Annotated in this window: 13 protein-coding genes; 12 read left to right on the top strand and 1 reads right to left on the bottom strand. The window is 36.2% G+C overall.

Features of this window, described 5'->3' with window-relative positions; all coding sequences use genetic code 11:
* The first annotated feature begins 9 nt into the window (after positions 1 to 9).
* From SPB_RS06995 to SPB_RS06950, 10 genes are all read left to right on the top strand, one after another.
* Positions 10 to 459, top strand: a complete 450-nt coding sequence (locus tag SPB_RS06995) for a LytTR family DNA-binding domain-containing protein (RefSeq protein WP_003102885.1) — start codon at positions 10 to 12, stop codon at positions 457 to 459.
* An 11-nt stretch (positions 460 to 470) separates the two neighbouring features.
* A complete protein-coding gene (locus tag SPB_RS06990; protein WP_003104112.1) occupies positions 471 to 866 on the top strand; it encodes a DUF3021 domain-containing protein in 396 nt (131 codons plus the stop codon).
* A 209-nt stretch (positions 867 to 1,075) separates the two neighbouring features.
* Entirely contained in the window at positions 1,076 to 1,210 is a 135-nt protein-coding gene (rpmH, locus tag SPB_RS06985) for a 50S ribosomal protein L34 (protein WP_003102296.1), read from the top strand.
* Between the two features lie 211 nt (positions 1,211 to 1,421).
* Complete coding sequence (locus SPB_RS06980; RefSeq protein ID WP_003106060.1) at positions 1,422 to 2,126, top strand: N-acetylmannosamine-6-phosphate 2-epimerase; 705 nt, start codon at positions 1,422 to 1,424, stop codon at positions 2,124 to 2,126.
* Positions 2,127 to 2,139: 13 nt separating this feature from the next.
* Positions 2,140 to 3,024 carry a carbohydrate ABC transporter permease gene (locus SPB_RS06975; RefSeq protein WP_003102430.1) on the top strand — a complete coding sequence of 295 codons (885 nt, stop codon included), beginning with the start codon at positions 2,140 to 2,142 and terminating at the stop codon, positions 3,022 to 3,024.
* Positions 3,025 to 3,038: 14 nt separating this feature from the next.
* Complete coding sequence (locus SPB_RS06970; protein WP_003103595.1) at positions 3,039 to 3,872, top strand: carbohydrate ABC transporter permease; 834 nt, start codon at positions 3,039 to 3,041, stop codon at positions 3,870 to 3,872.
* A gap of 52 nt (positions 3,873 to 3,924) precedes the next feature.
* Positions 3,925 to 5,289 carry an ABC transporter substrate-binding protein gene (locus SPB_RS06965; protein ID WP_003102386.1) on the top strand — a complete coding sequence of 455 codons (1,365 nt, stop codon included), beginning with the start codon at positions 3,925 to 3,927 and terminating at the stop codon, positions 5,287 to 5,289.
* A 7-nt stretch (positions 5,290 to 5,296) separates the two neighbouring features.
* Positions 5,297 to 5,752, top strand: a complete 456-nt coding sequence (locus SPB_RS06960) for a NanQ anomerase/TabA/YiaL family protein (protein ID WP_254655071.1) — start codon at positions 5,297 to 5,299, stop codon at positions 5,750 to 5,752.
* 34 nt (positions 5,753 to 5,786) lie between these two features.
* Positions 5,787 to 6,713, top strand: a complete 927-nt coding sequence (locus SPB_RS06955) for a dihydrodipicolinate synthase family protein (RefSeq protein ID WP_003104555.1) — start codon at positions 5,787 to 5,789, stop codon at positions 6,711 to 6,713.
* 8 nt (positions 6,714 to 6,721) lie between these two features.
* A complete protein-coding gene (locus tag SPB_RS06950; RefSeq protein ID WP_003105382.1) occupies positions 6,722 to 7,612 on the top strand; it encodes an ROK family protein in 891 nt (296 codons plus the stop codon).
* Positions 7,613 to 7,656: 44 nt separating this feature from the next.
* On the opposite strand, the gene SPB_RS06945 is transcribed toward SPB_RS06950, so the two are convergent.
* A complete protein-coding gene (locus SPB_RS06945) occupies positions 7,657 to 8,469 on the bottom strand; it encodes a MurR/RpiR family transcriptional regulator (RefSeq protein WP_003103367.1) in 813 nt (270 codons plus the stop codon).
* Positions 8,470 to 8,696: 227 nt separating this feature from the next.
* On the opposite strand from SPB_RS06945, the gene SPB_RS06940 reads away from it, so the two are divergent.
* Positions 8,697 to 10,628, top strand: coding sequence for a PTS fructose transporter subunit IIABC (locus SPB_RS06940; protein WP_003104217.1), 1,932 nt, complete (start codon positions 8,697 to 8,699; stop codon positions 10,626 to 10,628).
* A 60-nt stretch (positions 10,629 to 10,688) separates the two neighbouring features.
* Positions 10,689 to 12,617, top strand: coding sequence for a BglG family transcription antiterminator (locus SPB_RS06935; RefSeq protein ID WP_003103531.1), 1,929 nt, complete (start codon positions 10,689 to 10,691; stop codon positions 12,615 to 12,617).
* The last annotated feature ends 231 nt before the right edge of the window (positions 12,618 to 12,848 follow it).

Below are 12,848 nucleotides of genomic sequence, written 5' to 3'. Positions count from 1 at the left end.
GGTATCAAAATGAAATGGTTGTTTAAGGAAAATCCTAATAAAGAAGAGATTGAACTTGTCATTGCTAAAGAAAGTTATGATCAAGAAGTGGCTGCCCTAGTGGATTATTTACAAGGATTTAAAGCTATGAAAGCTGATGTTTTAGCAGTTAAAATAGAAGATAGTATTCAACTGCTTAAATTAACTGAAATTATTGCTGTAGAAGTTGACGGTGATTACTTAGATATCATGACGAGCCAAGGGCAATATCATACGAGGGAACGCTTATATAAACTGAAGGAGAAATTGCCAAGCAGTAATTTTATCCAGGTTTCAAAGCAAAGTCTGATTAATATTAATCATTTAATCCGATTGGAAGCTTCTTTCTCTGGAAATATGCTTGCTATTTTAAGTCAAAAAAATAAAGTGATTATTAGTCGTCGCTACGTCAAAGAATTAGAAAAAAGTCTGGGACTTTAGGAGGAAAAATCATGAAAAAAATAATAAATACTTATATCTATGGGATTGGTATTGGAGGGATTATTTATTCCTTATCACTACTCTTTAGTGATGTAAATTCGCAAACTATTTCAAACATTGTCTCTTGTTTATTTATCAGTGGCTTTATGGGATTAGCATCACTGATTTATGATATAGAAAAACTCCCCTTTCTATATAAAAGTTTGATTCATTTAATTAGTATCAGTAGTCTGGTTTACTTAATGAATATTTACAATGGTTGGTTGAACCCTAATCAATATCTTGGTTTTCTCATCCAGTTTCTCATTATTTATCTAATTATCTGGGCCATCGTTTTCTATCTCAACTATAGTACAAGCAATACAATTAATAAAAAGTTGAAAGAAAAGCTTGTGAAGAAACAATAGAATTTATTTAGCACAGAAAAAGTCTTCCAATGGGAGGATTTTTTCAATGATCTTATAAGATCGTTGAAAAAGAGAAACTACTCGAGATATTTTAAATTTATCTTGACAAGCCACCCTATATGTTATAGAATATTAAGGTATGTTTAGTAACTGATATCACAAAAATAGCCGGCTAAACGAATACGAAAATCTATGAGGAGGTATTCACTGTGAAACGTACTTATCAACCAAGTAAAATCCGTCGTCAACGTAAACACGGATTCCGTCACCGTATGGCAACTAAAAACGGACGTCGCGTGCTTGCGAGCCGTCGTCGTAAAGGACGCAAAGTATTATCAGCTTAATTGCAATTGATACGAATACAAACAAATAAAACCAAGAGTGCTCGAGACTCTTGGTTTTTTTGTATGCTCTGAAACTAGTTTTAAGAAAAGCTGCCAATTTTTGCTGCTTTTGAAAGTCAATTCTAAATGGCTACAACCTATTGAAAACGCTTTTATAGTTGATATAATGAAGATTGTTAAGAAAGAAACAAAGCAAAAGAAAGGATGACACATGTTACATCAGACAAGTAAAGAAGATTTGCGAATTGCCTTCAAAGATGGCATCATCGTCTCTTGTCAGGCTCTGCCAGGAGAACCCTTGTATTCTGACAGTGGTGGCATTATGCCCCTGATGGCCAAGGCTGCAGAGGAAGCGGGAGCTGTTGGGATTCGAGCTAACTCCGTTCGTGACATTAAAGAGATACAAGCCGTGACGGCTTTGCCAATCATCGGAATTATTAAGAAAGAGTATCCACCTCAAGAGCCCTTTATCACAGCGACCATGGCCGAGGTTGACCAGCTGGCTGAGCTTGAGATTGCAGTCATCGCGCTAGATTGTACCAAGCGTCCCCGCTATGATGGTTTGACCATCCGTGAATTCATTCAGCAAGTCAAAGACAAGTACCCCAATCAACTACTGATGGCTGATGTTTCGACTTTCGAGGAAGGAAAAGAAGCTTATGAGGCCGGTGTTGATTTTGTTGGAACGACCCTTTCAGGCTACACTAGTTATAGTCGGCAATCCGATGGACCTGACTTAGAGCTGATTGATCAATTGTGCCAAGCTGGCATTGACGTGATTGCTGAAGGGAAGGTTCATTATCCTGAACAAGCCAAAGCCATCAAGGATTTAGGCGTCTTTGGTATTGTTGTTGGAGGCGCCATCACTCGGCCAAAAGAAATCGCTGAACGGTTTATTGAAGCAGTGAGAAAGTAATAGGAGAAATGATGTGAAAAGAAATAAAAGTTCTTCAAACACCTTTAACAAACAACTCCCCGGTTATTTATTTATAGCACCCCAAATGCTATTAATGTTTTTGTTTATTGTCTACCCTGTCATTAAGGGATTTAGAATGAGTCTTTACAAATCCTATGGTATGGATACCTATTATGTCGGATTTGAAAATTTCAAGGCTCTCTTATCAGATGCAGTTTTTGTAAAGTCAATTGCTAATACAGTCTTCTTTGTGGTTGCAATTGTTTTCCTGACAATATTGTTTGCTCTCTTTGTAGCAACGACTGTTTATGATAAGAATAGCAAATATGTTTCATTTATCAGAGGCTCTTACTATTTACCAGTTATGGTTTCTATGGTTGTCATGAGTATTGTCTGGAATTTTTTATTAAATCCCTCTAATGGACTGATCAGTTATGCTTTTGACAATATTGGTATTCATAATGTTAACCTTTTAGGTAATACTAAAACAGTCATGCCAATTATTGTTTTTGTCACATTTATTGGAAATGTTGGTCAAGCTATAATTTTATATTTAGCTACAATGATAGGAATTTCTCAAGACTATTTTGAAGCAGCACAGTTAGACGGTGCCACAAGATGGCAACGCATTTATCACATTATTATTCCATTGGTACGGCCGACTACAGCATACTTGGTAGTTATTAATATCATTGCCGTCCTTAAAATATTTGTAGTTATTCAACTACTCACTGGTGGTGGGCCTAATAATGCATCTGTTACGATGATGTATTACCTGTATCAAAATGCTTTTGTCTATAACAATACAGGAGTTGCTTCAGCCATAGGAGTATTGATGTTTATGATTGCTCTAATATTGAGTGTCCCACAACTGAGATCTTTTATAAAGAATAAATAGTAGGAGGAGAAACATTGAAATATTTAAAGCGAATGGAAAAATTTGATTTGATTACAAATGTATTAGTTTTCTTACTAGCTATTTTATTCTTGCTTCCATTATTTTGGTTAGTGACGAATACATTTAAAACATCAGCCGAGATTTACCAGATGCCACCAGACATATTACCTAAGAGATGGTTTATGGGAAATCTAAATGAATTATTTTCAGGACAACCTACCATCAAATGGGTAATGAACAGTTTTATTGTCTCATTTTTCACTGCTTTATTAAGCGTCTTCATCTCAGCCTTAGCTGCATATGGCTTTTCAAAATTACAATTTAAAGGAAAGACAGTTCTATTTCTTTTAGTCATTGCGTCTATCATGATTCCTAAAGAAACATTTATTGTTCCATTGTTCAATATTATAGAAAGTTTCAATTGGGTTGATACTTATCAATCAATGATTATCCCAAACTTAGCTACTGGTTTTGGAACATTTATGCTGTATTCATATTTCAAGGCGATTCCAGAGTCTATTAGAGAATCAGCTAAGATGGATGGGGCTAGCGAGTGGACGGTATTTTCAAAATTAATGTTACCTATTGTCAAACCAGGAATTGGTGCTTTATTTATCTTAAATTTTGTCACTGCTTGGAATGATTATTTATGGCAATTACTGATGGCACGAAGTAAAGAAATGAAAACGTTGACCATTGGTGTTGCTAGTTTACAACAAGATATCAATCCTAATATAGGTTTGAAAGTGGCTGGTGCGGCTATTGCAGCACTTCCAATGATACTAATTTTTTTCCTTTTTCAACGATTCTTCATTAAGGGTGCTACAAATGGTGCCATAAAAGAATAAGGAATATTATTTCAATTATATAATAATTTTTAAATTTGAAAGGAATTTACTCATGAAAAAGAAAATTTTTCAACTTGCCGCTGTAGCAATACTACCTCTTGTAGCCCTAGCTGGTTGTTCATCGAAAGAGTCTGCTAAACCTAAAGAAAATAAGGATCAGAACACTATTGAAGTTTGGTTAACTCCTCAATGGAAGGGCACTTATAAAGGTGACGAAAAAGGGGCTGATTATGATAGTTTCTTTAAAACTGCAGCAAAAATGTATGAAAAAGAAAATCCTGGTAAAAAAATTAAAGTTCAAGTCATCCCAGGCGAAGAAAGAGACAGTAAATTAAGTGTTGCAACACAAACAAAAACACTACCTGATGTCTTCTTTGAGTCAAGCTTTGCAATTTCAAACCTTGCTCATCAAGGTTTATTAGCACCTTTAGATTCAGTAATTGATGAAAAAAGTAAAGCCGATATTGGTCAGTCTGTTTGGGATAATGTGTCAATTAAAGATAAAACTTACTTCTATCCATTTGCTCAGAACCCAGGTATGTTAGTCTATAATGCCGAAATGTTTAAAAAAGCTGGCTTAGAAAAATACGTTGCTGGTGAACAAAATATTGCCTCTTGGACAACAGATGACTTCCAAACTATCTTAACAAAACTTAAAGACAGTGATGATAAAGTTGCTCCTTTAGGTTTTTATGCTAAAAATAATCAAGGGGATACCTGGACAATGATGTATCTCAGGATGTTTGGCGGAAAATTCTTTGATAAAGAAGGAAAACTAGCAATCAATGATAAAAATGGTGTAAAAGCTCTTGAATACATTAAGGAACTTAATGACAAAAAAATCATTACTTCTGGTGCAGAATCTCTAACAAGTAATGATGTCAATGCTATGTTCCAAAATAAACAAGTTGCCATTAGCTTTACAAATGCAGTTCTATATAAAGGTATGATGGATAGCATGGAAGCTGGTACTGTCAATAAATTTGATGCTCGATTAGCTAATGTTCCTAGTGTTGACGGTCCAAAATCATTCACTTATGTTTTGGGATCAGCAGTCTTTAATACAAATGGTGATAAACGTACAAAATTAGCTAAAGATTTTGTTAAATATTACTCTGAAAATGAAGAATTAATCAAAGCAAGTATGAACTTTATGCCGGTCCGTAAATCACTTGTAGAAAAAGAAAAAGCTAATAACCCATTGTTAGAAACTTACATCAATAATGATGAATATGTCATCAATTTCTCAAATAACTCACCAAGTTATGTTGAAATTCGTAATGCACTATTCCCAGAATTGCAAGCTGTTTTGACTGGAGAAAAATCACCTAAAGAAGCATTGAATGCATTTGTGGAAAAAGGAAATAAAGCAGTTGAAGATGGTCTTAAAAATTCCAAAGCATTGAATGATAAATAAGGTATAAATGATGATATTTGACCAACTTTCAAATTTAGCACAATATAAAGGAATTCATCCAGAATTAGATAATGCTATTGATTATCTAATTCTGGATGATTATAAAACATTACAAGTCGGTAGCCATCACATTAAGGGAGATGAGATTATTCTCCACGTTAGTGAAACAGATTTAAATGATGTTGATCAATCAGTTTATGAATATCATGAAACTTATGCCGATATTCACTTGCTATTAGTTGGGCAAGAGAGTCTTTCTTATGGTTATGGGAAAACAGATGAAATTGCAAGCTTCAAGAACGATGATGATTTTGGCTTAGTTACTTGTCAACAATCATGCTCAATGGGGTTAGGTATAGATAGCTTTGCAATATTTTTCCCCAAAGAATCCCATCAACCAGGTCAGCAATTAGGAAATGACAAGCATATTAAGAAAGTAGTTGTAAAAGTATTGATGAACTAATTACATAAATAGAATAGGAGTTAAGTTAATATAGATGAATGATTTAAGTAAATATCAAGGTGTTATACCTGCATTTTATGCTTGCTATGACAATAAGGGAGAAGTTAGCCCAGAGGCAGTAAAACAACTAACACAATATTTTGTGGATAAAGGTGTCAAAGGATTGTATATTAATGGTTCTTCAGGAGAGTGTATTTATCAAAGTGTTGAAGATCGCAAACTCATCTTAGAAAATGTTATGGAAGTTGCAAAAGATAAGTTAACAATCATTAATCATGTCGCATGTAACAATACCAAAGATAGTATTATTTTGGCTAAACATTCAGAGAAATTAGGAGTTGATGCCATAGCAGCCATTCCTCCTATTTACTTCCGTTTACCTGAATATTCGATTGCAGCTTATTGGAATGCTATTTCTGAGGCAGCACCTCAAACTGATTTTATTATCTACAATATTCCACAGTTGGCTGGAACTGCATTGACACCATCTTTATATAAAGAAATGTTGAAGAATGAGCGCGTGATTGGTGTCAAAAACTCATCAATGCCAGTTCAAGATATTCAAACATTTGTTACTCTCGGTGGTGCTAATCATATGGTCTTTAATGGTCCTGACGAACAGTTTTTAGGTGGTCGATTAATGGGTGCCAGTGCTGGAATTGGTGGAACCTACGGGGCAATGCCAGAATTATTCTTACAATTGAATACTTTTATTGCGGTCAAAGAATTAGAGGAAGCGAAAGCTTTGCAGTATGCTATTAATGAGATTATTGTGACCTTGGTATCTGCACACGGTAATATGTATGCAGTCATTAAAGAAGTATTGAAGATTAATGAAGGAATTGACATTGGTTCTGTTAGGTCTCCATTGACAGCACTTGTTCCAGAAGATTTAGTTATCTGTGAAAAAGCAGCTAAAATGATTATGACTGCTAAAGAAAGATTTTGTAATAAAAAGTGAGGTAGGGAATGATAAATTATCTTGCGATTGATATTGGTGGAACCTCCATTAAATATGGGATTATTGATGATAATGCCAGTATTCTAGAAAAAAATGAAATGGATACGGAAGCTTATAAAGGTGGTTCTGTAATTTTAGATAAAGTTTTAGCATTAACTGCCTTTTATAAAGATAAGATGAACCTTGCAGGCGTAGCTATTTCATCAGCAGGAATGGTCGATCCTGACAAAGGAGAAATTTTTTATTCCGGTCCCCAAATTCCGAATTATGCTGGAACAAATTTTAAAAGTGCAATAGAAGATACTTTTCATATCCCGTGTGAAATTGAAAATGATGTTAATTGTGCTGGATTAGCAGAAGGCATATCAGGAAGTGCAGAAGGTTCAAATGTTGCACTTTGCTTAACTATTGGTACAGGTATTGGGGGCTGTTTATTACTTGATTCAAAAGTATTTCACGGTTTTAGTAATTCTGCCTGTGAAGTAGGTTACATGCATTTGTCAGATGGATCATTTCAAGACTTAGCATCAACAACTGCTTTAGTTGCTTACGTTGCTGATAAATCAGGAGATAGTTTGTCTGTTTGGAACGGCTATCGAATCTTTAGAGAGGCTAAGGAAGGAAATCTTATCTGCATAGAAGCTATTGACAGGATGGTTGACTACCTATGTCAAGGGATTGCCAATATAGCATATGTCGTCAATCCTCATCAAGTTGTTCTTGGTGGCGGCATAATGGGTCAAGTCAATTATCTGGAAGCGAGAATCAATAAGACTCTTAATCACTATTTAGTCTCTAGCCTTAGAGAACCTCTCGTGATTTCATTTGCTCATTACAAAAATGATGCAGGAATGATTGGTGCTTTTTATAATTTCAAACAACGTCAACCAAAAATCTAATCTCCTAAACAAAAAAACTCTCAAAAATTGATTTTGGGAGTTTTTTAATTGATGATTGTTTTTTCAAAGATGTGCTCTTTTTTATCTCGATCGATTTCCAGCACATAAGCGTAGATGATGTCCATCATAATCAACAAGGGGAACTGCGGTGAAACCCGATTGCCATAGTTGAGCTGATGGGTCGAAGAGACGTTGATAATGTCTAACTGATCAGAAAAGTACTTCTGATTGCGCGTGGTAATGAGGGTTGTTTTGGCGCCATTAGCAGCTGCTTTTTCCAAAGCTTTGATAACTGAGGTGGTTTTTCCTGATAAAGAAAAACCAATCACTAGACAGTTCTTATTGACCAAGCTATTGGCCCAAGTGAATCCATCGGTGTCAGAGTAGGCATCACAGATGATACCAAGACGCATAAAGCGCAGCTTCATTTCTTGAGCCACTAAGGCAGAGGAACCCTTCCCATAGAAATAAATCCGTTCAGCCTGGTCAACTTGTTCGGCCAAGCTCTGCAATTTTTCCTCATCGACCAAACTATAGGTCTTATTAATGAGGGTGTCATAGTCGACCAGAACGCGTTTAGTGACGTCGCGGTTGATGTCTTGGAATGTTGATTCGGAAGCTTGGATTGCTTGGAGATAGTCAAAGGTAAAGGACCGATAGCCCGAGTAGCCACATTTCTTGGCGAAACGGGTCAGAGCGGCTTGTGAGACATGCAGACGTTGAACAATCAGACGCGATGAAATGTGTGCTTCGTCCAAATCATTATCAATAAAAAAGTGACCAATACTCATCTCAAGAGGTGTCATTTGCGAGAAAGCATCTTCAATCTTGGCTTTTATTTGTAATTTTTTAGTCATAAGCATGCTCCTTTTTATGGAATTTAAAAGTCTAAAATAATCATATCATAAAAAGTAACCGTTTTAGTAATTCTTACAGCTTATATCAAATTTATTAGAATTTATATGTGTTTATAGTCCACTTATGTCAAAAAGTTCCGTTATAACGGAACTTGTTTCCTCTTAACTTCATGTAAAGGCTTTGCTATACTTAAATAGTAATGAATATCTCATAAAAGGAGAAACAGATGAAAAAGATTGTTGCTATTACGTCTTGTCCGGTGGGGATTGCCCACACTTACATGGCGGCGGAAAATTTGGAAAAGGCAGGTAGAGAACTTGGTGTGGAACTTAAGGTTGAAACACATGGCTCAATTGGTCGTGAAAATGAATTGACTGCTGCTGACATTGCTGAAGCCGAAGGTGTAATCATTGCGGCGGATACTAATGTTGACAAGTCACGTTTTGCTGGTAAATTATTGGTTGAACGTGGGGTCCAAGATGGCATCCATCATAGTAAAGAATTGATTGAAAAAATTCTTAATAAGGATGCAAAAGCCTATGTAGCAACTGGTGCAGAATTGGAAGTTCAAGAAGAAAAAGAAGAAAAACTTGGTAAGAAAGTCTACAAAAGTTTAATGAATGGTGTATCTTATATGGTACCATTTGTTGTAACTGGAGGGTTGATGATTGCCGTTGCTCTTTCACTTGGTGGCAAACCTACAGCAAGTGGTTTGCAAGTTCCTCCAGGTACTTTCTGGGCGACTTTATTAACACTTGGTGGCGCAGCAATGGGCTTGATGGTTCCAGTTTTATCAGCTTTTATTGCACATAGTATTGCCGACCGTCCCGGTTTAGTTCCTGGCTTTGTTGGTGGGATGTTAGCTGCTAATGCCTCTTTATATGGTGGAACTGCTAATGCTGGCTTTATTGGTGGGATTATTACTGGTTTCCTAGCTGGTTTTGTAGCTCTTTGGATTAAAAAATGGCCAGTACCCAAAACTATTCAATCAATTATGCCAATCATTGTTATACCAATTTTATCAACTTTTATTGTTGGTTTCTTATTCATTTATGTCATTGGCGGACCAGTAGCTTGGCTCTTTAAATCGTTAACAAGCTTCCTTGCAGGCATGCAAGGTGGTAGTCAAGTTATTTTAGCAATGATTCTAGGTGCGATGATTGCCTTTGATATGGGTGGTCCATTCAACAAAGTTGCTTTCCTCTTTGGTTCAGGCTTAATTGCAGAAGGTAATTATAAAATTATGGGTCCAATTGCTGTAGCTATCTGTATCCCACCATTATCGCTAGGTGTTGCCTCAATAGTTCTAAAAAACAAATTTAACAAAGTTGAAAGAGAAGCTGGTAAAGCCTCACTTGCAATGGGACTATTTGGTATCACCGAAGGTGCCATTCCATTTGCCACAACTGACCCAATTCGCGTTATACCAAGTATCGTCGTAGGCTCAATGGCCGGTAGCGTTGTTGCCATGTTGTCAGGTGTTACTGACCACGTTGCGCACGGGGGCCCAATTGTCGCTGTACTCGGAGCCGTTGACCATGTCCTAATGTTCTTCGTTGCTGTCCTTGTCGGAATTGCAGTGACAGTGATCATGCTTCACTTCTTAAAACCAACACTTCAAGTGGTACCAGTAGGTGTAGGCTCTGTATCTGCTGAGCCAGTAGCCAACCAAGAAAAACACGAAGACATGTCAGAATCAACTCTCGGTGACATCTCCCAACTATTATCAGATGAAACAATTACTTTAGATTTACCGAATACAAGTAAAGAAGCAGTTATTTCAGATCTTGCAAGTCGTATTGTATCAACTGGAAATGTGACAGAGCAAGCAGGACTAGAAGCTGATATTTATGGTCGTGAGGGTGAAAGTACAACTGGTATTGGTATGGGAATTGCTATACCTCATGCTAAATCAACCTATGTTAAGAAACCAACCTTAGCATTTGGACGTTCAACAGCAGGTGTTGACTGGCAATCACTTGATAATGAGCTAGCTCATTTAGTTTTTATGATTGCAGTTCCAGCTGATAATAAAGATGATGTTCATTTAAAAATTCTTCAACGTTTATCTCGTAAATTGATGGATAACGATTTCCGTCAGTCTTTACTAGATGCGCCAACTAAAGAAGACGTCAAAGCATTATTAAATAGTTTATAAGCAAAATCGATATGCTAAAATAGTAGCATATCGATTTTCAAGTATAGAAAGAGTAGTAAAGTGATTAATTCAAGACAGCTTAACCTGATAGAAATTTTAATTAGAGCAGAAGGCTATCTGACTGTTAGTCAACTCAGTCAACAAATAGCAGTTTCTGAGCGAACTTTGCAAAAGGACTTAAATCATCTGCAGTTGATGATGCAAGACACTAAATTGCCAATTAGCCTTGATCGAAAAAAAGGAACAGGAATTTTATTCAGAGGATTGTCCTACGATAAAGAAAAGTTCCAGCAGATTCTTTTGAAAAATCAGGCTAACTCAATGATTAATCAAGAACTACAAGATTTATTAATTTTCCATATGTTACAGGTTCCAGATGAGAAAATAAGTCTGACAGACTTAGCCAATCAGCTATTTGTTAATCGGAAAGTCATTCAAGATGAGATTAAGGTACTAAGAAGTTATTTTGAACAGTACCACTTACAATTACTTTCAAAACCAGGTGTTGGAATTCAAGTCATTGGCAAAGAACAAGACAAGCGTAGGCTTCTCGTCAAGACCCTAGCTAATATCAAACAATCAGGCTCAAAAAGTCCTAGCTTAAAAGAGTTTTTTAAACAGGACCGACTTAAGGTCATTCAAGACTGCTTGAAAGAAGTATTAACTGATAATCAGGTTGACATGGTCAGTGATTTGTCCAACATTGAAATACACATCTATTTTATGTTAGAACGGATGAAATTGGAACGTGATATCTTACTGAGTCAGTCCGAAATTGAAGCCGTTGAGGATAGTAAAGCGCAAGAATTAAGTAGCCAAGTCTTAGCTAAATTAACCACCATTTATCCCATTAATTTCTCTCCAGGCGAAATAAATTATCTAGCTATTAGAATAGCTAGCACCATTCCGTCGGTTAGATCAGCATTTACCTTTGATGCTGAAGCAACTCAATTAATGGACTATCTTGTTGGCCAAGTTGATGAGATGTTTAATTACCAGTTAAAAGAAGATGACCTACTCAAAAAAAATCTCTTATCTCATCTATCATCGACCTATTTCAGATTGAATTATGGCTTATCCATTACCAATCCCTTAACAGAAGATGTCTTTAGAGCCTTTCCCCAATTATTCTTAGTAATTCAATTGACTTTGGATGATTACTTTAAACAACGTAAACAGTTTGTTCCACAAGAAGAAATTGCCTACTTAGCCATTCATTTTCAATCAGCAATTGAACGACAAAAATATCGTAAGCACAGAAATTACCAAGTTGTCTTAGTTAGTGAGTACTCTAAAGCAATGGCTACCTTTATTGAAGCTCGCTTACAAAGAGAGTTACCAGAATTACAGGTCAAAGAATTAGTTCAATATAAAGAATTCTCACCTCAAAGAGATTTTACGGGGATTGATTTTATCTTGTCAACAGTCCCATTTTCTCACCCAGAAGTAGCTGTTTTACCCATTTCGCCGATGATTAGTGATAAAGACCTAAGAGCGATTGAAAAGTATATGCTTGAGAACAGTCCTAGCCAACAAAAGAAAAATTTTGATATCGCCCGCTTCACCCAACCATTTTTAATCTATCCCCAACTCAAATTGACAAATCCAGAGGACATATTAACCTTTTTAGGAAACAATTTAGTGGCTAATGGCTATACAGAAGCTCAATTTGTTGATGAACTCTTGTCACGAGACAGGGTTTCGAGTACCCGTGTTGCACCATTTATTACCCTGCCACATGCCAATCCCAACTATGTTAAAAAGTCGATTATTTCAATTGCTAGCTTACCTCAATCTATTGATTGGCATGGTGAAGCAATCTCCCTCGTAATTATGATTGCTGTTACCAAAGACCAACTCAAAGATAAGGAATTCAAAAAATTATTCTCCCTGATTCACTACATTGCAAAAGACAGTCGCTTACTCGAACGACTCTGTCAAACCAAAAATGTCCTGGAACTGTTGAGTCTTCTATCCTCCTATGAATAAGGTCAGACACTGTCTGGCCTTATTCAATTGCTATCGCAGTGATTCCAATCTAGATATGGTATAATAAGAGCCGAGAGAAACCTTCCCAAAACAGAGCTTTGCTTTAGAGCACAGCCATTCCCAAGAAACAAACAGAGGAAGGATGAATGAAAGGATGCCAGAAATGATCAGTATATTTGATACCCATACTTTTAACCTCAAATACTGATAGGATTGGTAATTAAAAAAAAT

The sequence above is a fragment of the Streptococcus parauberis NCFD 2020 genome, from assembly GCF_000187935.1.
In the GTDB taxonomy this organism is placed as follows: Bacteria; Bacillota; Bacilli; order Lactobacillales; family Streptococcaceae; genus Streptococcus; species Streptococcus parauberis.
This window is presented reverse-complemented; position numbering and strand designations above follow the sequence as displayed.